A 25,919-nucleotide genomic window follows, 5' to 3' on the forward strand; every position below is an offset into this window, starting at 1 on the left:
AAAGCTGTATCCGTCATCTACGGGAAGCACTTCCCATATCAACATCGACAGGAAACCAGATATAAACCAAAGTGCAAAATTGTTCAACATGGCTGTCGAAGAAAGGCAGGGAGATCGTCTGAAAACCCATATCTGATTTCAGACGACCTTTTTGTCCTTTTACTTGTGTTTGTAAAAACGGCTGTGAAAATAAGCATTCACACCTTCGCGCAGCAAGACTAAGGTTACGGCGGCAAGCGGCAGACCGGCGAGCATGCCGACGAAGCCCATGAGTTGTCCGAAAGCCATCAATGAGAAAATCACCCAGAACGGCGACAGGCCGATGCGGTCGCCGACGATTTTTGGGGTAACGATAAAACTCTCGAGGAATTGTCCGATAGCGAACACTACCCACACCATAATCAGACCGTTCCATGTGCCAAATTGCAGCAAAGCGGCGACGGTTGCCAGCAAAAGTCCGGTAAACGCGCCCAAATACGGGATAAACACCAAAATACCGGCAATCATACCGATAGCGAAACCGGAATCCAGTCCGACCAGCATCAGCCCGACCCCGTACACCAGCCCCATAATCAGCATCACCATCAACTGCCCGCGCAGGAACTCGCCCAAAATTTCATCCATATTGCTGGTGATACGCGTATAAGTGTCGATAAAGCGGCGCGGAACCAACGCGCTGATGCCGTAAGACCAGCGTTTCCAGTCCAAAAGGAAATAATACAGCAAGAGCGGCAACAGTATCAGGTTGCTCATGCCGCTGATGACGTTGCCGCTTTGGCGCATCAGCGTCGGCATCCAAGCCTTGAGCGTGTTGCTCAATTCGCCCGTATGCGACTGCAACCATTTGACTACCGAATCCTGATCGATATGCACATAATTGCCCGCCACATGATTCAGCCAAGGCAGCAGCCTGTTTTGCGTAAAATCGACAATTTGGGGAATGCGGCTGACCATATTGTTAAACTGGTTGATCAGCATAGGCACAATAATCAGCATCAGCGACAGCAGCAACAGCAAAGCGAATACCATCACCATCATGGACGCGGGACCGCGTTTAATCTTTTTCTTCTGCAACCATTCCACCAGCGGATTCAACACATAAGCCAACACCGCCGCCACAATAAACGGCGTCAGGATGTCGCCCAGCGCGTACAGCAGCCAGACAAAAGCCGCAATCACGCAGCCCATAATGATCCACGGCTTCATGCCGCGCGTTTTTTTCTGATACATAAAACCTTTCCATGTGTGTTTCAGCGGGAGCCGCCGCAATCGTTTTCAGACGACCCCTGACCGTCCAGTATAACAGAATAAACGGGGTCGTCTGAAACCTCAGATTGTTTACAAAATCACCGAAAAATCCAAGCCCGCGCCTGCAAAATAAGGTAAAATACGCCCCATCGTTTTTCCGTCCCAATCACGATAAGGAACCCATTCATGAGCACTCCACTCAGCTACCGCGACGCAGGCGTCGATATTGACGCAGGCGACCAACTGGTCGAAAACATCAAACCTTTTGCCAAACGCACCATGCGTCCCGAAGTGTTGGGTGATTTGGGCGGCTTCGGCGCATTGGTCGAAATCAGCAAAAAATACAAAAATCCCGTCCTCGTCAGCGGCACCGACGGTGTGGGCACCAAGCTCAAACTCGCCTTCGATTGGGACAAACACGACACCGTCGGCATCGACCTCGTCGCCATGAGCGTCAACGATATTTTGGTTCAAGGCGCAGAACCTTTGTTCTTCCTCGACTATTTCGCCTGCGGCAAACTCGACGTCGCCCGCGCTACCGACGTGATTAAAGGCATCGCCCAAGGCTGCGAAGAATCCGGCTGCGCCCTTATCGGCGGCGAAACCGCCGAAATGCCCGGTATGTATCCCGAAGGCGAATACGACTTGGCAGGCTTCGCCGTCGGCGTGGTTGAAAAAGAGCGCGTTATCAACGGCCGAAGCATCAAAGCAGGCGACATCGTGTTGGGTCTGGCTTCCAACGGCGCACATTCCAACGGCTACTCCCTCGTCCGCAAAATCATCGCCCGCGACAATCCCGATTTGGATGCCGAGTTCGACAACGGCAAAACCCTGCGCGAAACCATCATCGCCCCGACCCGCCTGTATGTGAAACCCATCCTCGCCGCTTTGGAAAAATTCACTATTAAAGGCATGGCGCACATCACTGGCGGCGGCATCACTGAAAACGTGCCGCGCATCCTGCCTGAAAACACCGTCGCCCAAATCGATGCCAAAGCATGGGAATTGCCCAAGCTGTTCCAATGGCTGCAACAGGCAGGCAATGTGGAAACGCAAGAAATGTACCGCACCTTCAACTGCGGCATCGGCATGGTGGTCGTAATTGCCGAAGAAGATGCCGACGCGGTGCAGGCATTCTTAACCGAACAGGGCGAAACGGTTTACCGTTTGGGTAAAATCCGCGAACGCAATGGCGACGAGCATCAAACCCAAGTGGCTTAAATCGAAAGCCTGAATCTAAATAAAAGGTCGTCTGAAACAGCCAAACCATCTGTTTCAGACGACCTTTTAAATTTTGTAACCCATTAATTGCAATATTTGGCAACATCTCCTTGATACCGCTTGACCAAATCATCACGATTAGCGACGCGCGCGCTTTCGGCAGACTGTTGGTTCATTCGTGCGATACGGCAGTTGTCTTCTTTGTTCTTACGGTTTTCTTCCTCAATTTTTTTATTTTGCTCCTCGATCAGTTTATTCTTAGCCAACATCCGCTCATTTAATTTAGCCTGTTGCTCTGCCAGCGTACCTTCGTCCGCAGCTTCGGACTTGGGTTTGACTGCCGCCTTGACGCTGTGCGTACGGATATTCATTACATTGGAGCGGTCAAGCTTGAGCCGGTTCGGCGTATCGGAATAGCTGTTCCCCTTGCCATTTTTCCACGTATAGACACTGTCTGCCGCCAATGCGACGGAAGAACACAAAACTGCTGCCGCTAATACGGATAATGCAGAAAGTTTCATTTTCATTAAAATTCCCCTATTCAAATGATGAGCGATTAATTTGAAATGACAATATTGTACTTGATTTTAAATAATATGTCATAACAAGAATATGTCATAACAAGACGATTACTGTGTATCAAAAGCAAAAAAAATCGCCCCTTTAAACATTTAAGGGGCGCAAAAGGAACACAAACCACTACCAAAACTGTTACAAGGCAAATCCTCCTGATTTTAATTGATGGGTTGCCGGATAAAGTGCTTTCATCAAATCATGCGGTGAAAGCGATAAATCTCTGCTGCCTGTCGTCAGACGACCTTGCTTTGGGGTCAGCTCAAGCAGGCAAGTATCTTTAGCCTGGATAAACTTATTTTTCGTCTGCCGCAACCGGCGTTGTAAAGCGGAAACAACTTTTTCATATAAGCTGTCTTTTTTCTGTACTTCCCGGGTATTTGCCACCCAGCTCAGACGAATATCGCTGGATTCGTCTTCAATCAGCAAAATGCCCGCTTCTAATTGCTCTGCCTTATTCATACAAGGCAGCCAAACATAATAACGTCCGTCCAGCGTAATATAGAAAACATCATGAACTTCACAATCGTTGCAACATTGGGTTGCCAAAAGCGAGCGGATGGTTTGTTGATGCAGTCTCAGAATATCAAGGGAGACTTGCTTGAAAATACTTTCCGGCATTTCATTCTCCTTTCGTTCTGTTGCGCTGTTGTTTCGTTTCGATGAGTTGAATTATACGAGTATTTTTTAATTTTGCAAATGATAATTGTTACTATTTTATAAAATAGAAATAACACAATGATTTAAAAAGAAATTAATTTTTTAAAAGTTGAGTACTTTACTCAGGATTTAGTATCTATCAGCCTTTTGAAAGACAAACTGCTTTAGCTCGTCTGAAAATTGTCAGCAATTTCTACCTTTTCGTAACCATAAGACTGCTCATGCCCCACTTGTCTAAAATATTTGCCATCACCTAAACAACATCCCAATAAGGATACAAAGCAACTCCACTCTATACTTTCACCCCCTCCTTGAGTATGATACGAAACATTTTTTCATTCAGTCAGTCATTGGAGCATTTGATGAGACGCCAGATTATCCTTGATACCGAAACCACCGGCCTTTACGCCGAAAACGGCGACCGCTTGGTCGAGTTTGCAGGACTGGAAATGGTCAACCGCCAAATGACCGGAAGCTTCCTGCATCTTTATGTCCATCCCGAGCGCGATATGCCTGAAGAAGCCGCACGCGTACACGGGCTGACGATTGACGTTTTGGAAGAGAAAAACGCTCCGCCGTTTGCAAAGGTCGGACAGGAAATCAGCGAATTTATCCGTGGAGCGGAATTGATTATCCACAATGCAAAATTCGACGTAGGCTTCTTAAATATGGAATTCCGCCGTATGGGTCTGCCCTCCGTTGAAGAGCTTGGCTGCGAGATTACGGATACGCTGGCAATGGCGCGTGAAATGTTTCCTGGGCAAAAAGCCAGCCTGGATGCCTTGTGCAACCGCCTCTCCATCGATAAAAGCAAACGCGTACTGCATGGTGCTTTAATCGACTGCGAACTTTTAGGCGAAGTTTATTTGGCGATGACGCGCCAACAATTCGACTTAATGGGTGGAGAAGGTGAAGAAGAAACAAAAGAAGACAAACCTGTCATCATCGCCGAAACAAAACGTTCGTCGCGCTTAAAAATCATCAAAGCCAATTCTGAAGAGCTTGCAGAACACGAAAAATATCTCGACGCGCTAGGAGAAGCCTGCATATGGAGACGGACAGCCGCGGGAGAGAATGTATGAACAGACAGCACATCGCCCTGATTCCCGCCGCAGGGGTCGGCACTCGCTTCGGTGCAGGCAAACCCAAACAATATATCCGGATACACGGCAAAACCGTCTTAGAGCATACGGTTGCCATTTTTACACAGCATCCGCTTATCGACTTGGTCGCCATTGTTGTCTCACCTGATGATCCTTTTATTAATCATCTTCAGACGACCTCTGATAAGACAGTGATTTTCAACGTCGGAGGCAATACCCGGGCAGAAACCGTCCGTAATGGTGTGCAAACACTGATAGAAAAGAAGTTGGCGGATAACCACGATAATATTTTGGTTCACGATGCCGCCCGCTGCTGCCTGCCCCACGATGCCCTGTCACGCCTGATTCAGGAAGCCGGAACAAAAGCAGAAGGCGGCATTTTGGCCATTCCCGCAGCCGACACCATCAAACGTTCCGATACCGACGGACAAATCCTGGAAACCGTACCCCGTACAGACTTATGGCAGGCACAGACACCGCAACTTTTTCAAGCCGGATTATTGAATCGCGCCCTATCCGCCTCCGACTTAAACGGTATTACCGATGAAGCCTCTGCCGTAGAACAACTGGGCATAAGGCCTCTACTGGTACAGGGGGATATCCGCAATCTCAAATTAACCCTCCCTCAGGACGAATTTATTATACGGCTGCTTTTGAATACTTGAATAACCTCGACAAAAAGGTCGTCTGAAAACCAGAATTTGGATTTTCAGACGACCTTTTTTCGGTAAGCAGTAAAGCAACGCTAGCAGGACCTCGAATAGTTTTGCTTCATTTCAAACAATGGGCCAACCAAATGCCCGCTGCCGTCAATATAAACGAACCGCCGACATGGAGGCATACGGATAATGCAGCAGCTACCCACCGCCCCTCCTGCATCATAGCCACAGTCTCAAGGGAAAAAGAGGACAATGTGGTCAGACTGCCTAAGAAACCGGTAATCAACAGCAAACGCCATTGAGGATCTGCGACCCATTCGGCACAAAATCCGATAAGCAAAGCCCCTATCCAGTTTGCGGCCAGCGTCCCCCAGCCCAAAATCGGTGCAGCGGGAAGCAGCAAACCAAATATCCAACGCAATACTGCGCCGACAACCGCCCCTAGGGCAACCGGAAAAATATTTAAGAAGTTCATAATCAAATTAAAGACAAACTGAAATTACCGTACGCAAGGTCGTCTGAAAATAAAAATACTGATTTCTCCAAGCTTTAACAGACATACTTGCTTAGATTGCAACCAAAGTTCAAATCGCTCTTACCAAAGGTAACGATAAAACTGAAATAAACGATGAGTGTTATAATAAGCAAATCGACACACCCGACAGGTCGTCTGAAAAGGAGTAATCGACATGCCCCGACGCGTCTTTATCGTACACGGTTTTGAAGGCAATCCGCACGGCAACTGGTTTGACTGGCTCTCGGCACAAGTCCGCGCCGCAGGCTTCCAAGCTGACTCGCTGGCGATGCCCAATCCCGAACGGCCGACCGTTTCTTCTTGGCAGTTCGCCCTCGACCAACACATCGGCAAACCCGACGAAAGCACCTTCTTAGTCGGACACAGCCTAGGCTGCATCACCCTTCTGCACTTCCTCAGCCGTCAGCAGCCCGAAAAAATCGGCGGCTTAGTACTGGCGGCAGGATTCGCTGACCCACTGCCCCCTCTGCCCGTCCTTGATGCCTACATAAAAGGGGCCGCGCCCGAATTCGACATCCTGCGCAAAATCCAAATGCCTAAACACTGCATTGTCTCCGACAACGACACCCACGTTCCGCCCGAATTGACCTTGAGTATGGCGGAAAAACTCAAAAGCCCCGTTACCCACATCGCCAAAGGCGGACACCTGATGGCATCCGACGGCTTCACAGAACTGCCGCAAGCTTGGGAAGTATTGAAACCGATGCTTACGGGCTAGAATATCAGCCGTCAAGCACTTCAAATTTCACATTACAGGGCATCTGCCCGCAAAAAAACGAATCGACATTCTATCACCTGCAATACCTGAATCCCGAATCCATCATGTCCGTCAACCATTACGAAAATTTCCCCGTCGGCTCGCTTGTCATGCCGCGCCGCCTGCGCAAGCCTACCCATGCCGTTTACGCTTTTGCGCGCACTGCGGACGACCTCGCCGATGAAGGCAATGCCGAGGCCGATGAACGCTTGCGCGCTTTGGACGAACTCAAATCCGAACTCGACCGCATACAGCGTGGCGAAACGCCGCTGACCCCGCTAATGCAACGTTTGCAACGTGAAGCCATCGCGCCTTTCAAGCTGCCACTGCAGCCGTTTTACGATCTTTTGTCCGCATTCAGTCAAGATGTTGTCAAAACCCGTTATCAGGATTTTGGCGACCTGATCGATTACTGCCGCCGTTCCGCCAATCCGGTCGGGCGCATTATGCTGCACCTGTACGGACAAACCGACGAAGTCAGCATCGCCCAAAGCGATGGCATCTGTACCGCGTTGCAACTCATCAACTTTTGGCAGGACGTTGCCGTCGATTGGCAGAAAGGCCGTGTTTATATCCCGCAGGACGACTTGCAAAAATTTAACGTCAGCGAAGCGCAAATCGCCGAAGGTAAAGCAGATTTTGCGTTCCAAAGACTGATGGCGTATGAATGCAACCGCGCGTTCCAAATGCTCAAAGGCGGTTCGCCCTTGGGTAAAACGCTGAAAGGCCGTTTGGGATTTGAATTGCGGATGATTATTGTCGGCGGACAACTGATTTTGCAGAAACTGGACGGCTGCAAATACGATATGTTTACACAACGCCCTATTTTGGATAAAAAAGATTGGCTGATTATTTTGAAACGGGCATTCTTGAAGAAATAAACCGGCCGGCGCAAAAGGTCGCCTGAAAACTCAGCTTCAAGGCTGTTTTCAGACGACCTCATCACAGCCCTCTCATCAAATGTATCTTGAAAAATAGTTACCTTATCCTCGTTTGTAGTGAGAATACATCGCCAACCTAATCAATAATTTCAAATCGTAAAAATTATTCTCTTTGAACTTGGCAAGGCAACGTCCTACTTGTTAAACCCGCCATAAACTCATTTACTTGGATATACATAAATCAAACGTTGTCTGAAAGCCTGACGGTTTTCAGACAACGTTTAATATATGATCTATTGAAACGCCGACATTCGGCTTAAGCCACTGCCTGCCGCCATTGCGCCAAAAGCTGCTTCAATACATCAGGCTGATCGTGTCCGTTGCGGATAGCGGCTTCCAACCATTTACACGCTTCATCTGCATCATGCGCTATGCCCGTTCCGTTAAAATAAAGGCAGGCAAGATTGTATTGCGCCATTGCATCATGGTTTAGTGCCGCTTTTTCGAACCATTCTGCCGCCTTGGCATAATTCTGTGCCGTACCGTGTCCGTTGTAATACATCATGCCCAAATTGGTCTGCGCCTTCCCATGACCCAATAAAGCCGAACGTTCATACAGCCTCAACGCTTCCGAATGATCGGGATGGCGGTTCAAACCATAATGCGCGGCAAACGCCTGCTGATAAAGTTGCTCTGCTTCCTGCTTCTTCAAAGCTTTTTCTTTTGCTTCAGCATATTCCTCAGACTTATTGCCCAAGGCAATATCGGCAAGTAGTTTCTGATGTGCCTGCATATTTCCTTTATCCGCTGCCTGACGGTAATAGCGCCGTGCCTTCATAGGGTCGGGAAGCACACCCAGACCATAACGGTAAATATCGCCCAAAATCCTTAAGGCTTCGGAATGCTGCTGTGCAGCCGCTTTTTCCGCATACACATGAGCCTTGCCGGTATTGCGTTCCACCCATTTTCCCAAGAGGTAAATTTCTGCCAATCTTACCTGTGCGTCGCTGCTGCCTCCTCTTGCCGCAGCCTTCAAACGGTGTATGGCCTCTTGCGGATCAGTTTCCAGCAGTAAATCTGCCAACATGGTTTGTGCGGCAGCAATCCCGCTATCAGCCGCATGGCGCAGATGAACGACGGCAAGCTGCTTGTTCGGGTCGGTTCCCTGTCCTAATTTATATTGCAGTCCCAGCTGCCAATGTGCTGCAGGAAAATCCTGCTCCGCAGCTTGTCGGTAAAACAAATGTGCCTGAGCAAAATCGGGAGGTGAGGCATATTGATGGTGTTGCGCTAAAAAGTATAATGCCTGCGGATGATGCTGAGCGGCAGCCATGTACGCCCATTGCAACGCCTCTTCATGCCGCCCATCGTCATGCAAACTCCGCATCAGTTTAAGCTGGGCATGAATGATACCTTCTTCAGCCAGCTCCTTGTACGCCGCCATCAATGTATTGAAAGGCATGCCTTGTGATTCTTGAATCTGGAGCAGATTGTATCGAGCATAAGGATGCCCGCTTCCCGCAGCCTGCTGCATCAGTCTGATACCTGCCTGCCTATCCGCCGAGATCCCTAAGCCCTGCAACAGACAGCCTGCAAGTTGAAATGCGGATTCCGCATGCCCTGCTTGCGCAGCCTGACGCAACAAAGGAACGGCTGCTTCAAAATCAGGAGGTGTCCTAGTCAAATGTGAAATTGCTTCCCTGTAAAATGTGTCAGCGGTATTCATTTTTATAATCCGATTTGTCTAAAATGCGCCGGATAATTAATTTTTCTTGTTTTATGCTATACAAGCCAACCGGCGGCCAAGTCGCGCAAGTTTATCAGAATTTCGCCTTCTTGTTTATTCTATTATAATAATCATCTTATTATCAGATATATAATACAGTGAAGTGTCGTCTGAAAAAGACGGTAAACTCGTTTATAATACGATTTTTCTTTCAGGCCGTTTTAACCATGAAAAAGGTTGAAAAAAACGTATTGGTGCTGCACAGCGCAAAACAGATGTTCGACTTGGTCGATAAAGTTGAGGACTATCCAAACTTTCTCCCCTGGTACAGTAAAACCGAGGTCATAGAGCGTAAAGATAAGGAACTCAAAGCACGGCTGTTCATGGACTATATGGGTGTGCGTCAATCTTTTGCGACACACAACCACAACATTCCCGGCTCGGAAATCCGTATGGACTTGCTGGAAGGCCCTTTTAAAACCTTACGCGGTACATGGAAGTTTATCGATTTGGGCGGAGATATGTGTAAAATCGAATTTCGTTTGGAATATGATTTTTCCAATATGCTGCTTTCTACCGTCATTTCCCCCGTATTCAACCACCTTTCCGGTACGCTGGTCGACGCATTCGTCAAAGAGGCAGACAGACGCTATGCTTGAAATCGAAATTGTTTACGGAACGGCTGAAAAGCAGATATTACGCTCAATCCGCATTGAGCAAGGAGCAACCGCAAGGACAGCTGTGCTTCAAAGCGGCTTGGATAAAGATTTTCCTGAATTGGATTTGAATGCGGCCCCTCTGGGTATCTTTGGAAAAAGAGTCAAAGACGACGTTTTGTTGCGCGACCGAGACCGTATCGAGATATACCGCCCTTTACTGATTGACCCGAAAGAAGCAAGACGCACACGGGTCGGTAAAACCCAATAAAATGCTTGAAAAGGTCGTCTGAAAACCTGTTGCTGTTTTCAGACGACCTCTCTTTGAGGAAACACAATGTCAAATAAAATCAAAATGATTGTAGGACTGGGAAACCCCGGTGCGGAATACGAACAAACGCGCCACAATGCCGGATTCTGGTTTATCGACGAATTGGCATGGCAATATAAAGCCACTTTAAAAGAAGAAAAAAAATTCTTCGGCTCAGTAGCCCGCATCAGCATATCCGGCTCAGACTTATGGCTTTTAAAACCGGCAACATTTATGAACCGCTCCGGTCAAGCAGTAGCCGCGCTGGCACAATTCTATAAAATCAAGCCCGAAGAAATACTGGTCGTCCATGACGAACTGGATATTCCGTGCGGTAGGATAAAATTTAAATTGGGTGGGGGAAACGGCGGTCATAACGGCTTAAAAGACATTCAGGCACGCTTGGGAACGCCTGATTTTTACCGCCTGCGCTTGGGTATCGATCATCCGGGAGACCGAAATCTGGTTGTCGGCTATGTCCTGAATAAACCCAGCCCGGAACACAGGCAGCAAATTGATGAAGCCATCAATAAATCATTAAAAGCCGTTCCCATGCTGTTAGCCGGAGAATGGGAAGAAGCCGTACGTTTTTTACACAGCAAATAAATTTCAGACGACCTTTGGGAGCAAACAATGAATGAGCTTCTAGAATTAATTCAAACAGAATCTGTCGGAACGGTAGAAGAAACACTGGACTTTTTCTTATACGAATGCAGCTTGGACGAAGCACCGACCATTGAAGAAGTCAAACTATGGCGTGATGAACTGGACAAACGGGGGGATAAATTTATCCGTTTGTCCGCCATCTGCCAAAAATGGCTGGATGAGGAAACACAATGAAACTGCCTTTGAATAAGTTTACCTTGTTAGCAGCAGCTTGGTTTGCAGCAAGTATTTACGCATTACTTTTCAAAGAGTCCGGCAATGCGCCCCCTCCCTTTCCCAATTTCGACAAGGTTGCCCATTTCATTACGTTCTTTGCACAAACATGGTTAATAGCCAAAATCTTTTTAGCCGAGCAAAAACACGTGCCTTATAAAAAACTATTGATATTCGCCTTATTGTTTGCCTTCTTTAGCGAATGGGCTCAAGCAACGTTTACAACGACAAGGGAAGGCTCACTTGGAGACGGAATAGCAGATATGCTTGGCACAATGGCTGCCTTATGGTTTGCCAAAAAGGTAGAGACTGCAAAATTACAGAATCAAAAGCCTATCTGATGCCATATTCGAATACTGAAAACTTCTTAGGCAGTCTATAAAATAAAAAACCGATTCCCCATATGGAATCGGTTTTTTACAAGGGAAAATTACAGGGCATCTTTCAATGCTTTACCGGCACGGAATTTAGGAGTTTTAGCAGCAGCGATGGTCAGAGGCTCGCCGGTTTTAGGGTTGCGGCCTTGACGTTCTGCGCGTTCGCCAACGTAGAAAGTACCGAAACCGACCAGAGTTACGGTGTCGCCTTTTTTCAGAGCGTTGGTTACAGCATTGGTAGTGGCATCCAGAGCTTTTTGGGCGGCAGCTTTAGAAATGCCGGCTTCTTGAGCAATTGCTTCGATCAATTCAGACTTATTCACAATCAGTCCCTTCCTATCGTTGAAAATAATGAAATGCCCGAATACTCGGGGCTTCGTACTTTTGAGTACATTTGCGCTTTATAGCAATTCTGAAAATACCGTGTCAAGCAAAAAATGCGGAATTGCCCTATTTTACAGGCTTTCAAGGCAAACCCGCATCTTTTGCAACACATTTTTTACAAAATCAGTGTTTGGTCGCTTTCGCCCTTGACTTAGGCTTGGAGGCTTCAACCTGCGCCTCTTCGGTACTTAAAGGCGCAACCCAAGGTGTCGGCTGGCTTTCCAAGCCCAAAGCGAGGACTTCGTCTATCCATTTGACCGGATGGATGGTCAGGCCGGTTTTCACGTTTTCAGGGATTTCTTCCAAGTCTTTGACGTTGTCTTTCGGAATCAGGACGTGTTTGATGCCGCCGCGCAAGGCAGCCAACAGTTTTTCCTTCAAACCGCCGATTGGCAAAACTTCGCCGCGCAGGGTGATTTCGCCTGTCATTGCCACATCGGCGCGCACCGGAATTTTGGTAAAGGCAGACACCATCGCCAAAATCATGGCGATACCTGCGCTCGGGCCGTCTTTCGGCGTTGCACCTTCGGGAACGTGAACATGGATGTCTTTTTTCTCGTAAAAATCAGGAGCCAAACCCACTGATTCTGCACGGGAACGGACAACAGACCATGCCGCGGACACAGATTCCTTCATCACGTCGCCCAACTGGCCGGTACACTGGATCACGCCCTTGCCCGGCAACGCCACGGCTTCGACAGTCAGCAATTCGCCGCCGACTTCCGTCCACGCCAAACCGGTAACCTGTCCGATACGGTTTTCACTTTCGGCAACGCCGTAATCGAAGCGGCGCACGCCCAAGTAGTCATGCAGGTTTTTCTCATTGACTTTAACCGCCTTAGGCTTGGCTTTGCTGGTTTTTTTGGTTTCAGACGACCTCTTCTTATCTTCGTTCAAGGTAATCTGCATCACCACCTTGCGGCAGATTTTAGCAATCTCGCGATCGAGCGAACGCACACCGGCTTCACGGGTGTAATAACGGATGATATCGCGTACCGCACTTTCTTCGACGACCAATTCGCCTTCTTTCACGCCGTTGCGTTTCATTTGTTTCGGCACGAGATACTGCATGGCGATATTGATTTTCTCGTCTTCGGTATAGCCGGACAAACGGATGATTTCCATACGATCGAGCAACGGAGTCGGGATGTTCAAGCTATTAGATGTGGCAATAAACATCACATCGCTCAAGTCGTAATCCACTTCCGCATAATGATCGGCAAACTTGTTGTTTTGCTCAGGATCGAGCACCTCAAGCAACGCGCTGGCGGGATCGCCTCGGAAGTCGCTGCCCAATTTGTCGATTTCGTCGAGCAGGAACAGCGGATTCTTCACGCCTGCTTTAGCCATGTTTTGCAGGATTTTGCCGGGCATAGAGCCGATATAGGTACGGCGGTGGCCGCGGATTTCGCTTTCGTCGCGCACGCCGCCCAAAGCCATGCGGACGTATTGGCGGCCTGTTGCTTTGGCAATGGATTCGCCCAAAGAGGTTTTACCCACCCCCGGAGGACCGACCAAACACAGAATCGGACCTTTGAGTTTGTCCATACGTTTTTGGACGGCGAGGTATTCCAAAATCCGTTCTTTGACTTTTTCCAAGCCATAGTGGTCGGCGTTCAACACCAAATCGGCTTTGGCGATGTCTTTGCTGACACGGGATTTTTTCTTCCACGGCAGCTCAAGCAAAGTATCGATGTAGTTGCGTACCACGGTGGATTCCGCAGACATAGGTGGCATCATTTTGAGTTTTTTCAGTTCAGACAGACATTTCTCTTCGGCTTCTTTGGTCATGCCCGCTTCTTTGATTTTTGCTTCCAACGCATCCAATTCGCCGCGTTCGTCTTCTTCGCCCAATTCTTTCTGAATCGCTTTCACTTGCTCGTTCAGATAATACTCGCGCTGGGATTTTTCCATCTGGCGTTTGACGCGGCCGCGGATGCGTTTTTCGACCTGCATGATGTCCAGTTCGGATTCCAACTGGGCAAGCAGAAACTCCATACGGCCGATAATGCCGAAGGTTTCCAAAATCTGCTGACGCTGCTCCAGTTTCAACTGCAAATGCGCCGCAATCGTGTCCACCAAACGGCTGTTATCATCGATACCGTTGATGGTATTGATGATTTCGGCAGGGATTTTTTTATTTAACTTGGCGTATTGGTCAAACTGGGTAAGCAGCGTGCGACGAATGGCTTCAATATCGGGATTGTCCGCATCCGCATAGTCGTTGACAGCTTCAACATGTGACAGGAACAACCCGCCGCTCTCTTCAATGGTCAACACCCTGCCGCGCCGGATACCTTCGACCAACACTTTTACCGTGCCGTCAGGCAGCTTCAACACCTGCAAAACCTGCGCGACCGTACCCGTACGGTGCAAATCGGACGCAGTCGGATCTTCGGTGTTCGGGTCGATTTGCGCCAGCAAAAATACCGGATCGTCATTCGCCATTGCCGCTTCCAATGCCGCAATGGATTTCGGGCGGCCCACAAACAGCGGCAACACCATGTGCGGATAAACGACGACATCGCGTAAAGGCAAGGTTGCCAGTGCGCTGTATTCCTCAAAATGTTTTTCTTTTGTCGGCATATTGTTCTCTACTTGGTAATAAATTCGGAATGTGGCCTAAATTGGGATGGAAAAGCGTATTTCAAGACTTGAAAAAGCCGATGTACGCTTCTATTTTTATCGGCAACTTTTTGCGATAAAATACACGCCGTTCGAGGTCGTCTGAAAGGCTGGAACTTTTCAGACGACCTCTCGGCATACAGCACATCAGGAGTCAGCCATGACCGACCAAACCTCACTCATCGAATTCCCCTGCCAATTCCCCATCAAAGTCATGGGCAACGCGCATCCCGAATTTGAAAAAAATATCTTGGAAACCGTCCGCCAGCACGCGCCCGATACCGAACCCCACCACATCACCACCCGCCAGAGCAGCAAGGGCAACTATACCGGCGCAACCGTCAAAGTAAACGTCGAAAGCAAAGAGCAACTGGACAAAATCTACCGCGCCCTGACCGATCACGAAATGGTGAAAGTGGTGTACTGATATGAAAATCGTGCATAAAGGCTTGGTCGAGTACCAACCGACTTTCGAAGCCATGAAAGCGTTCAACGCAGCCCGCGACGAACATACCGAAGACGAATTATGGGTGGTCGAACATCCGCCCGTCTTCACGCAAGGGCTGGCAGGCAAACCGGAACACCTCCTGATCCGCGACGACATACCCGTCGTGCAAATCGACCGAGGCGGACAAATCACCTACCACGGTCCCGGTCAGTTGGTCATCTACACCATGATCAACTTCAAACGCCGCAAAACCAGCGTCCGCAACATCGTCTCCGCACTTGAAAACAGCATTATCGCCACGTTGGCGGAATACGGCATCGAAGCGGCGGCAGACCCGAAACGCCCCGGCGTTTATGTCGGCGAGCGCAAAATCGCCTCACTCGGCTTGCGTATCAAAGACGGCTCCGTCTATCACGGTCTGGCATTAAACGTAAACATGGACCTAAGCCCGTTTACCCACATCAACCCCTGCGGCTATGCCGGCATGGAAATGACCCAAATCGCGGATTTTGTCCAACCCTGTCCCACTTTGGACGAAGTTGCACAAAAACTGACCGCACACCTCGAGACACAACTCACACCGAAAGCGAACAATTAATGAGCGAAATCAAAGTTGACGATCCCAAACGCGGCGTCAAACTCAAAGGCGCGGACAAAACCGCCCGCATCCCCATCAAAGTCGTCCCCCTTCAGGAAAAACTGAAAAAGCCCGAATGGATACGCGCTAAATTGCCGTCACGCAAATTCTTTGAAATCAAAGACATTTTGCGTGAGCAAAAAATGCACACCGTTTGTGAAGAAGCCTCCTGCCCGAACATCGGCGAATGTTTCAGCAAAGGCACAGCAACCTTCATGATTATGGGCGACATTTGTACCCGCCGCTGCCCGTTCTGCGACGTGGGACACGGCCGCCCGAATATGCTTGACCCCGACGAACCGAAAAACCTCGCAGAATCCGTCAAAGCCATGAACCTGCGTTACGTCGTCATCACTTCGGTTGACCGCGACGACCTGCGCGACGGCGGCGCTCAACATTTCGCCGACTGCATCAAAGCCATCCGCGAAACCAGTCCGAACACCAAAATCGAAATCCTCGTTCCCGACTTCCGCGGCCGCTTGGACATCGCGCTGAAAATCCTTGCCGAAACCCCGCCCGACGTGATGAACCACAACTTGGAAACCCATCCGAGCCTGTACAAAAAAGCCCGTCCGGGTGCCAACTATCAGCACTCCCTCGACCTGCTGCGCCGCTACAAAGAAATGATGCCGCACATCCCGACCAAATCCGGCATCATGGTCGGCTTGGGCGAAACAGACGAAGACGTGCGCGAAATCATGCGCGATATGCGGGCGCACAATATCGAGATGATTACCATCGGCCAGTACCTCCAGCCTTCAGACGGACACCTTCCCGTCTTGCGCTACGTCACACCCGACCAGTTCAAAATCTTTGAAAAAGAAGCATACGAACTGGGCTTCACCAACGCCGCCATCGGTGCCATGGTCCGCTCAAGCTACCATGCCGACGAGCAGGCTGCCGAAGCATTGCGCGAAAGTCATGGCGGCGGTTGCGGTCATCATTAATAACCGTCACTAATCAAAAAGAAAAAGGTCGTCTGAAATCGGTTTTCAGACGACCTCGCAATTTACACACTTTGAATTCAAAAGCGGCCTCATTGCAAAAATCAACTAAATCGCCCCTTAGTCCCTCTCGTTGGTTTTTAGACGACCCTAAAGCCTATGAACATCTCTCAACTCCCACTTTGGCAGACTCCCGAACAAGTCTGCGACATCTTACTTGCGCTGCCGGAAAAACAGCGCAACCGTGCCTTGTACGAACTCGTTTCCCTTTTTGATTATGAAAACCCACAAGGTCGGACGGAAGCTGAAAGTCAGCTTGCCACCTTGCGCCTGCTGTGGCATGACCCGCGTTTTCAAGGTTTGGAAAACATCAAACATTGGCTGCGCGATGTACTTGCTTTGGACGAAGTAAATGATTTATGGCTTGCGTTGCAGGGTGAAATCGAAACGCTGTTGGAAACGCTCCATCCTGAAACCTGCCGCACTTACGGGGAATACGGTGGTATGTTCAAAAGCGTGCAAACGCTCGAACCTTTTGTCGCACGAATGTTCGAGCGCGATACCGAAGCCTCGCGCAGAATGGCTTGGGACTGTTTGTATTGGAACAAAGAGCTCTGCCGTTTACGTCCCGATTGGGATGAATGGTTGAAAGAAGAAACCCGAAATCTGCATAAAAAATACGGAGAAAACAAATAACGGTCTCAGTTGAGTTAGTCTGATTGGCGGGCTTTCTGATTGAAAAACAAATCTGACCGTTTTGGCTCGCCCACATGGGAGAACAAACGGAGAGTTTGTACAAGAACGAATAGCAAACAATAAAAAGGTCGTCTGAAAATTTTCAGACGACCTTTTTTCATCTCATCAACAGCTTAGTTGAATCAATCCAGCTTTTTAAAATGGCGGCGGCGTTCCAGTTCACTCAGATAACGTTTGCGCAGGCGAATGGATTGCGGCGTGATTTCAACGAGTTCGTCATCGTCGATAAACTCGACCGCGCCTTCCAGCGTCAGCTTGATCGGCGTGGTCAGGCGTACGGCTTCGTCGGTACCGCTGGCGCGGATGTTGGTGAGTTTTTTACCTTTGAGCGGGTTGACCACCAAATCGTTGTCGCGGCTGTGAATACCGATAATCATGCCTTCGTAGATTTTGTCGTTGGGCGACACGAACATACGGCCGCGGTCTTCCAGATTCCATAAGGCATAAGCGACGGCTTCGCCTTGCTCTTGGGAAACCAGTACGCCGTTGTGGCGGCCGGGCATATCGGGTTTCACTGGCGCGTAGTCGTCGAATACGTGGCTCATCAGGCCGACACCGCGCGTCAGGGTCATGAATTCGCCTTGGAAACCGATCAAACCGCGCGCGGGAATATGGTATTCGAGGCGGGTACGGCCGTTGCCGTCGCTTTCCATATTGGTCAGTTCGCCACGGCGGCGGCCGAGTTCTTCCATTACCGCGCCTTGGTTGTCGTCGGGCACGTCCACAGTCAGGTTTTCATAAGGTTCGCATTTTTGACCGTCGATGTCGCGGTACACGACGCGCGGCTTGCCAACTGCCAGTTCAAAACCTTCGCGGCGCATGTTTTCCAACAAAATGGTTAAGTGCAATTCGCCGCGGCCGGAAACGCGGAAGACGTCGGCATCGGCTGTATCTTCAACACGCAGGGCAACGTTGGTCAGCAATTCTTTTTGCAGGCGGTCGCGGATTTGGCGGGAAGTTACGAATTTGCCTTCAGTACCGGCCAGAGGGGAAGTGTTGACCATAAAGTCCATCGTCAGCGTCGGTTCGTCTACGCTCAACATCGGCAAGCCTTTGGGATTGTCTTTGTCGGTAATGGTTACACCGATACCGATGTCTTCAATGCCGGAAATAATCACGATGTCGCCGGCTTCGGCTTCTTCAAGCGGTACGCGTTCCAAACCTTTGAAACCCAAAAGCTGGTTGATGCGGCCTTGGGCGATTTGCTGATCGTGATTCATCACAGCAACGACTTGGCCGGGTTTGATGCGGCCGTTCAGGATGCGGCCGATACCGAGGCGACCGGTGTAGTTGTCGTAGTCCAGTTGGGAAATTTGCAGTTGCAGCGTTTCGTCCGCGCTGCCGCTTGGTGCAGGTGTGTGTTTCAAAATGGTCTCGAACAGAGGGCGCATGTCGCTGCTCTCGTCGGTTTCTTCCAATTTGGCAAAGCCGGACAGGCCGGAAGCATAGACGATAGGGAAGTCCAATTGTTCGTCTGTTGCACCTAAGTTGTCGAACAATTCGAATGTTTGGTCGATAACCCAGCTTGGACGGGCAGACGGTTTGTCGATTTTGTTGATAACAACGATAGGTTTCAGACCCAAAGCCAAGGCTTTTTTGGTCACGAAACGGGTTTGCGGCATAGGGCCTTCTTGTGCGTCAACCAACAGTACGACGCAGTCAACCATGCCCAATACACGTTCCACTTCGCCACCAAAATCGGCGTGTCCCGGGGTATCTACGATGTTGATGTGGTAGCCTTCGTATTCGATGGCGGTATTTTTAGCAAGAATGGTAATGCCGCGTTCTTTTTCAAGATCGTTGCTGTCCATGACACGTTCTTCGACTTGCTGGTTGGAACGGAATGTACCGGACTGACGCAGCAATTGGTCAACTAATGTGGTTTTGCCATGGTCGACGTGGGCGATGATGGCAATATTGCGGATTTGTTTCATGATAATTTATAATGTTTAGCTGGTTGCTTAAAAAAAAGATAACTGGCGATTATAGCACGATTCGCAAGTGATGACGGAATGGGTGATTCAAAAAAATCAGGCAAAAGCAGTTGAGAATAATTCATAATTAAATTTGATTGATTTTGCCAGATTATTTGCTTTTATTTATGGTTAACGAATGTAAATGTTTTTGAATAATGTAATGGATTCTTAATACCAATGTCAAAAAATTGTTATTAAAAACAGGTGGTTAATTTTTCAGACGGCCTTTTAGGCGGGTTAAATTTTTTGATAATTGTTTGTATTTTAAATAGAAAATTTGTCAAAAGTGCTACTTGTGCATACAATTACCTCATTCCCTAACAACACACGAATCTTCATTTCGTGATTATCAACTTTTAAAAGAAAGAGAAAGAATTATGCAAGGCAACCAAGCAGTTATTGATTACATGAACGAATTATTGTCTGGCGAGTTGGCTGCTCGCGACCAATATTTTATCCACTCTCGCCTGTACTCTGAATGGGGTTACACCAAACTGTTCGAACGTTTGAACCACGAGATGGAAGAAGAAACCACTCACGCCGAAGACTTCATCCGTCGTATCCTGATGTTGGGCGGTACTCCTAAAATGACCCGTGCCGAACTGAACATCGGTACCGACGTGGTTTCCTGCCTGAAAGCGGACTTGAACACCGAATACGAAGTGCGCGATGCATTGAAAAAAGGCATCAAACTGTGCGAAGAAGCACAAGACTACGTTACCCGTGATTTGATGATTGCCCAGTTGAAAGACACTGAAGAAGATCACGCGCACTGGCTGGAACAACAACTGCGCCTGATCGAACTCGTCGGCGAAGGCAACTACTACCAAAGCCAACTGTAATTAAGCGTATAAGGAGCTGAAAATGAAAGGCGATCGCTTAGTTATCCGCGAATTGAATAAAAACTTGGGCTTGCTCTTGGTTACCATCAACCAATATTTCCTGCATGCCCGCATTTTGAAAAACTGGGGCTTTGAAGAATTGGGCGAACATTTCTTCAAACAGTCCATCCGCGAAGTGAAATCCGCAGACGATTTAATCGAGCGTATTTTGTTCTTGGAGGGTCTGCCTAACCTGCAAGAATTGGGCAAACTGCTGATTGGCGAATCAACCGAGGAAATCCTGACCTGCGATTTGACAAAAGAACAGGAAAAACACGATGCCCTCGTCGCTGCCATCGCCATCGCGGAACAACAGCAAGACTACGTCAGCCGTGATTTGTTGGAAAAACAAAAAGACATCAACGAAGAACACATCGACTGGCTCGAAACCCAGCAGGAGCTGATCGGCAAAGTCGGTTTGCCGAACTACCTGCAAACAGCGGCGCAAGAGGACTAAAACACAAACCACTGCCAAATATAGCAGTCCCTGCACCCATAAACGGCATATCTTTTCGGATATGCCGTTTTTCTTTACATCAAGCTCGTCTGAAAAACAGTATTTCAGTTTTTCAGACGACTTACCTTCTTCTAAAGAATATGTAACCCCATGAAACCCCAACCCCATACAAAAGCCCTGAAAACCGGACAAGTTTTCAGGGCTTAATTTTATATTCTACACTTGTTTACACGCTAAAGGCTTGAAAAATAAAATGTAGTTTTAAGTAATAACTGTTCTCATTGATGTAAGTCAAAAAAACATCGGGTATGCATTCACATCTCCGCCAATCGTTACACTTCATAGAGCTAAAGTGCTATTCTGCAAAGGTAAATTTCTTCTACCTATAAATTCTATCTGACAAATTAGGAGCTTGATATGTCAACCGATGTACAGCAACGCCCTGCCGCTTGGGAAGGTTTTGTCGGCGGTAATTGGGAAACCAATGTCGACGTGCGCGATTTTATTCAGAAAAACTACACGCCTTATGAAGGCGATGCGTCTTTCCTCGCGCCTGCGACCGAGGCAACGACCAAACTGTGGGCGGAAGTGATGGAAGGCATCAAAGTCGAAAACCGCACGCACGAACCCTACAAAATCGACGCGCAAGTTGTGTCCGGCATTACCAGCCATGCACCGGGCTATATCGATAAAGATTTGGAAACCATCGTCGGCCTGCAAACAGATGAGCCTCTGAAACGTTCGATCATGCCGTTCGGCGGTTTGAAAATGGTACAAGACGCGTGCAAAGTGTACAACGTCGAGTTGAACCCCGAAGTCAGCGAAATCTTTACCAAATACCGTAAAACCCACAACCAAGGGGTGTTTGACGTTTATACGCCCGACATCCGCCGTTGCCGTAAATCAGGCGTGATTACCGGCTTGCCGGATGCTTACGGTCGTGGTCGCATCATCGGCGACTACCGTCGCGTAGCATTGTACGGTATCGACTTCTTAATGAAAGACAAACTCAACCAGTTCAACTCGCTGCAAGCCGATTTGGAAAACGGCGTGGATTTGGAAGAAGTCATCCGCCGCCGCGAAGAAATCAACGAACAATACAAAGCCTTGGGTCAAATGAAAGAAATGGCGGCCTCTTACGGCTACGACATTTCCGGCCCTGCGAAAAATGCGCAGGAAGCCATCCAATGGACTTATTTCGCTTACCTTGCCGCCGTTAAATCGCAAAACGGCGCCGCCATGTCATTCGGTCGTGTATCTTCGTTCTTGGACATCTACATCGAGCGCGACCTGAAAAACGGCGTAATTACCGAAACCCAAGCGCAAGAATTTATCGACCATTTGGTGATGAAACTGCGTATGGTTCGTTTCCTGCGTACGCCCGAATACGACCAACTCTTCTCCGGCGACCCGATTTGGGCAACCGAATCCATCGGCGGTATGGGTTTGGACGGCCGCACGCTGGTAACACGCACCAACTTCCGCGTGCTGCACACCCTGTACAACATGGGGCCATCTCCCGAACCGAACATCACCGTATTGTGGTCCGAACAGCTGCCGCAAGGCTTTAAAGAGTTTTGCGCCAAAGTGTCCATCGACACTTCGTCCATCCAATATGAAAACGACGATTTGATGCGTCCGGACTTCAACAGCGACGACTACGCCATTGCCTGCTGCGTCAGCCCGATGGTGGTCGGCAAACAAATGCAGTTCTTCGGCGCTCGCGCCAACTTGGCGAAAACCCTGCTGTACGCAATCAACGGCGGTGTGGACGAAAAATCCAAAGACCAAGTCGGTCCGAAAACCGAACCGATTATGGACGAAGTCTTGGACTACGACACTGTCTTTGCGCGCATGGATCAATTCATGGATTGGCTGGCAACCCAATACGTTACCGCATTGAACATCATCCATTACATGCACGACAAATACAGCTATGAAGCCGCGTTGATGGCACTGCACGACCGCGACGTGAAACGCACTATGGCTTGCGGTATCGCCGGTTTGTCTGTGGCCGCCGACTCACTGTCCGCCATCAAATACGCCAAAGTCAAACCGATTCGCGACGAAAACGGTATTGCCGTCGACTTTGAAATCGAAGGCGAATATCCGCAGTTCGGTAACAACGACGACCGCGTGGACGACATTGCCTGCGACCTGGTGGAACGTTTCATGAAAAAAGTGGCGACCCACAAAACTTACCGCAACGCAACGCCGACCCAGTCCGTGTTGACCATTACCTCCAACGTCGTGTACGGCAAAAAAACCGGCAATACGCCGGACGGTCGCCGCGCAGGCGCACCGTTCGGTCCGGGTGCCAACCCGATGCACGGCCGCGATGTCAACGGCGCCGTTGCTTCGCTGACTTCCGTAGCCAAACTGCCGTTTGAGTTTGCCAAAGACGGTATTTCCTACACCTTCTCCATCGTGCCGGGCGCATTGGGCAAAGACGAAAATTCCCGCGAACGCAACCTCGCAGGTCTGATGGACGGCTACTTCCACCACGAAGAAGGCGAACTGGAAGGCGGTCAACACTTGAACGTCAACGTATTGACCCGCGAAACGCTGGAAGACGCGATGAACAATCCGGACAAATATCCGCAACTGACCATCCGCGTGTCCGGTTACGCCGTACGCTTCAACTCGCTGACCCGCGAACAGCAGCTTGACGTGATTACCCGTACCTTTACACAAACCATGTAAAGCAAAGGGTTTACAGCAAACCAAGCCGGGGGACGGATTATCCGGAACCCGGCTTGATTTTGCCTGAAGCAATGGTTTGATCATATCAAAATCCAGTGGATTAACTTCAAATCAAGACGACCGAAGGCGGTACAATAGAGTTATCATTAAAACCCATTTACCTATTTAAAAACAATCCATAAACTTCCCACAACAGGGAACGCAATGCCCGCATATTAATCCAATAAGAAGAACCCTCTGCAACACAAAAACAAGTTTTCAGACGACCCCAATATCCGGTACATCAGACACCATGCAGACATCCATCGCCATCAACCCCGAAACACCCGCACCCGCCAAAGACTTCGGACACCGCCATTACAACGGCAAAGGCATCGTCCATTCCGTAGAATCCTGCGGCGCGGTGGACGGTCCCGGATTGCGTTACGTCCTCTTCCTGCAAGGCTGCCTCATGCGCTGCCTCTACTGCCACAACCGCGACACATGGGACTTGCACACCGAACAAGCCCAAGAAATGACCGTGCCCGAAGTCATGAAGCAAGTCATGTCCTACCGACACTACCTGCGCGCCACAGGCGGCGGCGTTACCGCCACAGGCGGCGAACCGCTCCTGCAATACGAATTCGTGCGCGACTGGTTCACCGCCTGCCAAGAACACGACATCCACACCTGCCTCGACAGCAACGGCTACGCCCTGCATTACGATTCCATCCTCGACGACCTGCTCGACCATACCAACCTCGTCATGCTCGATTTAAAACAAATCGATCCCGAAATCCACAAAGTCCTCGTCGGCATCCCCAACACCAAAACCCTCAAATTCGCCCGCTACCTCGCCGAACGCAAACAGCCCGCCCGCGTCCGCTACGTCGTTGTCCCAGGCTATACCGACGACGACCGTTCCGCCCACCTGCTCGGCGAATTCATCGCAGACATGGACAATATCGAAATGGTCGAACTCCTCCCTTATCACGAACTGGGCGCGCACAAATGGGCATTGTGCGGCGACACCTACAAACTCACCGGCGTACACCCGCCTCCCAAAGAAACCATCCTCAAAATCAAATCGATTTTGGAAAGCTACGGCAAAAACATTATCTATTGAGTTCAAATCCAAAAAGGTCGTCTGAAAATGAAATATTCGCTTTCAGACGACCTTTTAGCACTCTTAATACATCCAAACATACAACTCATAAATCATATAATTCAGATAGTTAACAACAATTTATTCAAAATATGAAATAAAACCGAAATAAAACTATACTTTTTCTTAATTTATGCGATAATAGCTAAACAAATTCTTAGCTACTTTGATAACATCCCTTACGAGAACAGCACCATGTCAGATGAAAAAAGCAAAGCCCTAGCCGCCGCCCTTGCCCAAATTGAAAAAAACTTCGGCAAAGGTTCCATCATGAAAATGGACGGCAGCCAGCAAGAAGAAAACCTTGACGTCATCTCCACCGGCTCGCTCGGCCTTGACTTGGCACTCGGCGTCGGTGGTCTGCCGCGCGGTCGTGTCGTGGAAATCTTCGGCCCGGAATCTTCCGGTAAAACCACGCTCTGTCTTGAAGCCATTGCCCAATGCCAGAAAAACGGCGGCATCTGTGCTTTCATCGACGCCGAACACGCCTTCGACCCCGTTTACGCCCGCAAACTCGGTGTTAAAGTAGAAGAACTCTACCTCTCCCAACCCGATACCGGCGAACAGGCTCTGGAAATCTGCGACACACTGGTACGTTCCGGCGGCGTGGACATGGTCGTTGTCGACTCCGTAGCCGCCCTCGTTCCCAAAGCCGAAATTGAAGGCGAAATGGGCGACAGCCACGTCGGCCTGCAAGCCCGCCTGATGAGCCAAGCCTTGCGCAAACTGACCGGCCACATCAAACGCACCAACACACTGGTCGTCTTCATCAACCAAATCCGTATGAAAATCGGCGTGATGTTCGGCAGCCCCGAAACCACCACCGGCGGTAACGCCCTCAAATTCTACGCATCCGTCCGCCTCGACATCCGCCGCACCGGACAAATCAAAAAAGGCGACGACGTTATCGGCAACGAAACCAAAGTCAAAGTCATCAAAAACAAAGTCGCCCCTCCGTTCCGCCAAGCCGAATTCGATATCCTGTACGGCGAAGGCGTAAGCTGGGAAGGCGAACTGATCGACCTTGGCGTCAAATACGACATCGTTGAAAAATCAGGCGCATGGTACAGCTACAACGGCGCCAAAATCGGACAAGGCAAAGACAACGTCCGCGTATGGCTAAAAGAAAACCCCGAAATCGCCAACGAAATCGACGCCAAAATCCGCGCCGCCGTGGGTATCAACGTTGATATTACCGAAGGCAAACTGGACGACACCGACGGCGAACGTCCGGAAGAGTAAGCCTCTGCCTGTCTTTCAATAAAAAATATGAAAGGTCGTCTGAAAACGAATATAGCGGGTTGAACTGGCCCCCAAATCTTGGACACTCATAAAAGCCTATTCAGGCGCTCTGTGTAAGCTGGGTTCTGTATGCGACA

The 25,919-nt window shown here is 49.3% G+C and carries 27 protein-coding genes; 19 read left to right on the forward strand and 8 right to left on the reverse strand.

Annotated features, from left to right (window positions below; translation table 11 throughout):
• Positions 1 to 159: 159 nt before the first annotated feature.
• Complete coding sequence (locus AC5M9B_RS05985) at positions 160 to 1,230, reverse strand: AI-2E family transporter (protein WP_146736392.1); 1,071 nt, start codon at positions 1,228 to 1,230, stop codon at positions 160 to 162.
• 204 nt (positions 1,231 to 1,434) lie between these two features.
• Here AC5M9B_RS05985 and purM point away from each other — a divergent pair, with 204 nt between their 5' ends.
• On the forward strand, positions 1,435 to 2,469 hold the full coding sequence (gene purM, locus AC5M9B_RS05990; RefSeq protein ID WP_003778032.1) for a phosphoribosylformylglycinamidine cyclo-ligase: 1,035 nt from the start codon (positions 1,435 to 1,437) through the stop codon (positions 2,467 to 2,469).
• 83 nt (positions 2,470 to 2,552) lie between these two features.
• Here the strand turns inward: purM and AC5M9B_RS05995 are convergent, their stop codons facing one another.
• Both AC5M9B_RS05995 and AC5M9B_RS06000 read right to left on the reverse strand, forming a co-directional pair.
• Positions 2,553 to 2,996: a DUF4124 domain-containing protein gene (locus tag AC5M9B_RS05995; RefSeq protein ID WP_146736393.1), complete on the reverse strand. Its 444-nt coding sequence runs from the start codon at positions 2,994 to 2,996 to the stop codon at positions 2,553 to 2,555.
• 184 nt (positions 2,997 to 3,180) lie between these two features.
• Positions 3,181 to 3,663 carry an NGO0322 family iron-responsive protein gene (locus tag AC5M9B_RS06000; RefSeq protein WP_019271310.1) on the reverse strand — a complete coding sequence of 161 codons (483 nt, stop codon included), beginning with the start codon at positions 3,661 to 3,663 and terminating at the stop codon, positions 3,181 to 3,183.
• A 398-nt stretch (positions 3,664 to 4,061) separates the two neighbouring features.
• On the opposite strand from AC5M9B_RS06000, the gene dnaQ reads away from it, so the two are divergent.
• On the forward strand, positions 4,062 to 4,784 hold the full coding sequence (gene dnaQ / locus AC5M9B_RS06005; protein WP_101810061.1) for a DNA polymerase III subunit epsilon: 723 nt from the start codon (positions 4,062 to 4,064) through the stop codon (positions 4,782 to 4,784).
• The gene (ispD, locus tag AC5M9B_RS06010) at positions 4,781 to 5,470 is read left to right on the forward strand and encodes a 2-C-methyl-D-erythritol 4-phosphate cytidylyltransferase (protein ID WP_101810050.1); all 690 of its coding nucleotides are present in this window, start codon (positions 4,781 to 4,783) and stop codon (positions 5,468 to 5,470) included. The genes dnaQ and ispD overlap by 4 nt, the downstream gene beginning before the upstream one ends.
• Before the next feature lie 106 nt (positions 5,471 to 5,576).
• Here the strand turns inward: ispD and crcB are convergent, their stop codons facing one another.
• On the reverse strand, positions 5,577 to 5,939 hold the full coding sequence (gene crcB, locus AC5M9B_RS06015; protein WP_070655541.1) for a fluoride efflux transporter CrcB: 363 nt from the start codon (positions 5,937 to 5,939) through the stop codon (positions 5,577 to 5,579).
• 214 nt (positions 5,940 to 6,153) lie between these two features.
• Between crcB and AC5M9B_RS06020 the strand changes: the two genes are divergently transcribed.
• Together AC5M9B_RS06020 and hpnC are read left to right on the forward strand one after the other, a co-directional pair.
• Positions 6,154 to 6,717: an RBBP9/YdeN family alpha/beta hydrolase gene (locus AC5M9B_RS06020; RefSeq protein WP_045072243.1), complete on the forward strand. Its 564-nt coding sequence runs from the start codon at positions 6,154 to 6,156 to the stop codon at positions 6,715 to 6,717.
• Positions 6,718 to 6,821: 104 nt separating this feature from the next.
• Complete coding sequence (hpnC, locus tag AC5M9B_RS06025; RefSeq protein ID WP_146736408.1) at positions 6,822 to 7,637, forward strand: squalene synthase HpnC; 816 nt, start codon at positions 6,822 to 6,824, stop codon at positions 7,635 to 7,637.
• 316 nt (positions 7,638 to 7,953) lie between these two features.
• Here hpnC and AC5M9B_RS06030 read toward each other — a convergent pair whose 3' ends face one another.
• Positions 7,954 to 9,363 (reverse strand): tetratricopeptide repeat protein, encoded by a 1,410-nt coding sequence (locus AC5M9B_RS06030; protein ID WP_487648382.1) that lies wholly within the window; start codon positions 9,361 to 9,363, stop codon positions 7,954 to 7,956.
• Between the two features lie 227 nt (positions 9,364 to 9,590).
• Between AC5M9B_RS06030 and AC5M9B_RS06035 the strand changes: the two genes are divergently transcribed.
• The 5 genes from AC5M9B_RS06035 to AC5M9B_RS06055 all read left to right on the forward strand — a co-directional run bounded on the left by AC5M9B_RS06035 (position 9,591) and on the right by AC5M9B_RS06055 (position 11,549).
• Positions 9,591 to 10,022 (forward strand): type II toxin-antitoxin system RatA family toxin, encoded by a 432-nt coding sequence (locus AC5M9B_RS06035; protein WP_003742453.1) that lies wholly within the window; start codon positions 9,591 to 9,593, stop codon positions 10,020 to 10,022.
• Positions 10,015 to 10,290: an RnfH family protein gene (locus tag AC5M9B_RS06040; RefSeq protein ID WP_070865025.1), complete on the forward strand. Its 276-nt coding sequence runs from the start codon at positions 10,015 to 10,017 to the stop codon at positions 10,288 to 10,290. The genes AC5M9B_RS06035 and AC5M9B_RS06040 overlap by 8 nt, the downstream gene beginning before the upstream one ends.
• Positions 10,291 to 10,356: 66 nt before the next feature.
• The gene (gene pth / locus AC5M9B_RS06045; RefSeq protein WP_070491525.1) at positions 10,357 to 10,935 is read left to right on the forward strand and encodes an aminoacyl-tRNA hydrolase; all 579 of its coding nucleotides are present in this window, start codon (positions 10,357 to 10,359) and stop codon (positions 10,933 to 10,935) included.
• A gap of 27 nt (positions 10,936 to 10,962) precedes the next feature.
• Entirely contained in the window at positions 10,963 to 11,169 is a 207-nt protein-coding gene (locus AC5M9B_RS06050) for a hypothetical protein (RefSeq protein ID WP_060974479.1), read from the forward strand.
• Entirely contained in the window at positions 11,166 to 11,549 is a 384-nt protein-coding gene (locus AC5M9B_RS06055) for a VanZ family protein (RefSeq protein WP_045072234.1), read from the forward strand. Before AC5M9B_RS06050 ends, AC5M9B_RS06055 begins: the two co-directional genes overlap by 4 nt.
• Positions 11,550 to 11,638: 89 nt before the next feature.
• Here AC5M9B_RS06055 and AC5M9B_RS06060 read toward each other — a convergent pair whose 3' ends face one another.
• Complete coding sequence (locus AC5M9B_RS06060; protein ID WP_003677477.1) at positions 11,639 to 11,908, reverse strand: HU family DNA-binding protein; 270 nt, start codon at positions 11,906 to 11,908, stop codon at positions 11,639 to 11,641.
• A gap of 184 nt (positions 11,909 to 12,092) precedes the next feature.
• Positions 12,093 to 14,555: an endopeptidase La gene (lon, locus tag AC5M9B_RS06065; RefSeq protein ID WP_487648383.1), complete on the reverse strand. Its 2,463-nt coding sequence runs from the start codon at positions 14,553 to 14,555 to the stop codon at positions 12,093 to 12,095.
• 199 nt (positions 14,556 to 14,754) lie between these two features.
• Here lon and AC5M9B_RS06070 point away from each other — a divergent pair, with 199 nt between their 5' ends.
• The 4 genes from AC5M9B_RS06070 (at position 14,755) to AC5M9B_RS06085 (ending at position 17,319) form a co-directional block, all read left to right on the forward strand.
• Positions 14,755 to 15,021: an HP0495 family protein gene (locus tag AC5M9B_RS06070; RefSeq protein ID WP_003756826.1), complete on the forward strand. Its 267-nt coding sequence runs from the start codon at positions 14,755 to 14,757 to the stop codon at positions 15,019 to 15,021.
• 1 nt (position 15,022) lies between these two features.
• The gene (gene lipB / locus AC5M9B_RS06075; protein WP_039408479.1) at positions 15,023 to 15,640 is read left to right on the forward strand and encodes a lipoyl(octanoyl) transferase LipB; all 618 of its coding nucleotides are present in this window, start codon (positions 15,023 to 15,025) and stop codon (positions 15,638 to 15,640) included.
• Complete coding sequence (gene lipA, locus AC5M9B_RS06080; RefSeq protein WP_019271297.1) at positions 15,640 to 16,626, forward strand: lipoyl synthase; 987 nt, start codon at positions 15,640 to 15,642, stop codon at positions 16,624 to 16,626. Before lipB ends, lipA begins: the two co-directional genes overlap by 1 nt.
• A 156-nt stretch (positions 16,627 to 16,782) precedes the next feature.
• Positions 16,783 to 17,319 carry a hypothetical protein gene (locus AC5M9B_RS06085; RefSeq protein ID WP_019271296.1) on the forward strand — a complete coding sequence of 179 codons (537 nt, stop codon included), beginning with the start codon at positions 16,783 to 16,785 and terminating at the stop codon, positions 17,317 to 17,319.
• A gap of 182 nt (positions 17,320 to 17,501) precedes the next feature.
• Here the strand turns inward: AC5M9B_RS06085 and typA are convergent, their stop codons facing one another.
• Complete coding sequence (gene typA, locus AC5M9B_RS06090; RefSeq protein WP_019271295.1) at positions 17,502 to 19,313, reverse strand: translational GTPase TypA; 1,812 nt, start codon at positions 19,311 to 19,313, stop codon at positions 17,502 to 17,504.
• A gap of 419 nt (positions 19,314 to 19,732) precedes the next feature.
• On the opposite strand from typA, the gene bfr (AC5M9B_RS06095) reads away from it, so the two are divergent.
• The 5 genes from bfr (AC5M9B_RS06095) to recA all read left to right on the forward strand — a co-directional run bounded on the left by bfr (AC5M9B_RS06095) (position 19,733) and on the right by recA (position 25,782).
• A complete protein-coding gene (gene bfr / locus AC5M9B_RS06095) occupies positions 19,733 to 20,197 on the forward strand; it encodes a bacterioferritin (protein WP_019271294.1) in 465 nt (154 codons plus the stop codon).
• Positions 20,198 to 20,219: 22 nt separating this feature from the next.
• On the forward strand, positions 20,220 to 20,693 hold the full coding sequence (gene bfr / locus AC5M9B_RS06100) for a bacterioferritin (protein ID WP_487648384.1): 474 nt from the start codon (positions 20,220 to 20,222) through the stop codon (positions 20,691 to 20,693).
• Positions 20,694 to 21,110: 417 nt separating this feature from the next.
• Positions 21,111 to 23,396 carry a formate C-acetyltransferase gene (pflB, locus tag AC5M9B_RS06105; RefSeq protein WP_070654391.1) on the forward strand — a complete coding sequence of 762 codons (2,286 nt, stop codon included), beginning with the start codon at positions 21,111 to 21,113 and terminating at the stop codon, positions 23,394 to 23,396.
• Between the two features lie 292 nt (positions 23,397 to 23,688).
• Positions 23,689 to 24,501 carry a pyruvate formate lyase 1-activating protein gene (gene pflA / locus AC5M9B_RS06110; protein ID WP_019271292.1) on the forward strand — a complete coding sequence of 271 codons (813 nt, stop codon included), beginning with the start codon at positions 23,689 to 23,691 and terminating at the stop codon, positions 24,499 to 24,501.
• A gap of 234 nt (positions 24,502 to 24,735) precedes the next feature.
• Positions 24,736 to 25,782, forward strand: coding sequence for a recombinase RecA (gene recA, locus AC5M9B_RS06115; protein ID WP_019271291.1), 1,047 nt, complete (start codon positions 24,736 to 24,738; stop codon positions 25,780 to 25,782).
• Positions 25,783 to 25,919 lie beyond the last annotated feature (137 nt).

It is taken from the genome of Neisseria flava (genome assembly GCF_982712965.1).

Bases quoted from the DNA above. Each gene is read 5' to 3' on its own strand.
- typA (WP_019271295.1), bottom strand. From the start codon at position 19,313: ATGAAACAAATCCGCAATATTGCCATCATCGCCCACGTCGACCATGGC.
- AC5M9B_RS05985 (WP_146736392.1), bottom strand. From the start codon at position 1,230: ATGTATCAGAAAAAAACGCGCGGCATGAAGCCGTGGATCATTATGGGC.
- recA (WP_019271291.1), top strand. From the start codon at position 24,736: ATGTCAGATGAAAAAAGCAAAGCCCTAGCCGCCGCCCTTGCCCAAATT.
- hpnC (WP_146736408.1), top strand. From the start codon at position 6,822: ATGTCCGTCAACCATTACGAAAATTTCCCCGTCGGCTCGCTTGTCATG.
- AC5M9B_RS06070 (WP_003756826.1), top strand. From the start codon at position 14,755: ATGACCGACCAAACCTCACTCATCGAATTCCCCTGCCAATTCCCCATC.
- pflB (WP_070654391.1), top strand. From the start codon at position 21,111: ATGTCAACCGATGTACAGCAACGCCCTGCCGCTTGGGAAGGTTTTGTC.
- lipA (WP_019271297.1), top strand. From the start codon at position 15,640: ATGAGCGAAATCAAAGTTGACGATCCCAAACGCGGCGTCAAACTCAAA.
- crcB (WP_070655541.1), bottom strand. From the start codon at position 5,939: ATGAACTTCTTAAATATTTTTCCGGTTGCCCTAGGGGCGGTTGTCGGC.
- ispD (WP_101810050.1), top strand. From the start codon at position 4,781: ATGAACAGACAGCACATCGCCCTGATTCCCGCCGCAGGGGTCGGCACT.
- AC5M9B_RS06085 (WP_019271296.1), top strand. From the start codon at position 16,783: ATGAACATCTCTCAACTCCCACTTTGGCAGACTCCCGAACAAGTCTGC.
- AC5M9B_RS06035 (WP_003742453.1), top strand. From the start codon at position 9,591: ATGAAAAAGGTTGAAAAAAACGTATTGGTGCTGCACAGCGCAAAACAG.
- lon (WP_487648383.1), bottom strand. From the start codon at position 14,555: ATGCCGACAAAAGAAAAACATTTTGAGGAATACAGCGCACTGGCAACC.
- AC5M9B_RS06030 (WP_487648382.1), bottom strand. From the start codon at position 9,363: ATGAATACCGCTGACACATTTTACAGGGAAGCAATTTCACATTTGACT.
- AC5M9B_RS06020 (WP_045072243.1), top strand. From the start codon at position 6,154: ATGCCCCGACGCGTCTTTATCGTACACGGTTTTGAAGGCAATCCGCAC.
- purM (WP_003778032.1), top strand. From the start codon at position 1,435: ATGAGCACTCCACTCAGCTACCGCGACGCAGGCGTCGATATTGACGCA.
- AC5M9B_RS06000 (WP_019271310.1), bottom strand. From the start codon at position 3,663: ATGCCGGAAAGTATTTTCAAGCAAGTCTCCCTTGATATTCTGAGACTG.
- lipB (WP_039408479.1), top strand. From the start codon at position 15,023: ATGAAAATCGTGCATAAAGGCTTGGTCGAGTACCAACCGACTTTCGAA.
- bfr (WP_487648384.1), top strand. From the start codon at position 20,220: ATGAAAGGCGATCGCTTAGTTATCCGCGAATTGAATAAAAACTTGGGC.
- pth (WP_070491525.1), top strand. From the start codon at position 10,357: ATGTCAAATAAAATCAAAATGATTGTAGGACTGGGAAACCCCGGTGCG.
- AC5M9B_RS06055 (WP_045072234.1), top strand. From the start codon at position 11,166: ATGAAACTGCCTTTGAATAAGTTTACCTTGTTAGCAGCAGCTTGGTTT.
- AC5M9B_RS06040 (WP_070865025.1), top strand. From the start codon at position 10,015: ATGCTTGAAATCGAAATTGTTTACGGAACGGCTGAAAAGCAGATATTA.
- pflA (WP_019271292.1), top strand. From the start codon at position 23,689: ATGCAGACATCCATCGCCATCAACCCCGAAACACCCGCACCCGCCAAA.
- AC5M9B_RS05995 (WP_146736393.1), bottom strand. From the start codon at position 2,996: ATGAAAATGAAACTTTCTGCATTATCCGTATTAGCGGCAGCAGTTTTG.
- bfr (WP_019271294.1), top strand. From the start codon at position 19,733: ATGCAAGGCAACCAAGCAGTTATTGATTACATGAACGAATTATTGTCT.
- AC5M9B_RS06050 (WP_060974479.1), top strand. From the start codon at position 10,963: ATGAATGAGCTTCTAGAATTAATTCAAACAGAATCTGTCGGAACGGTA.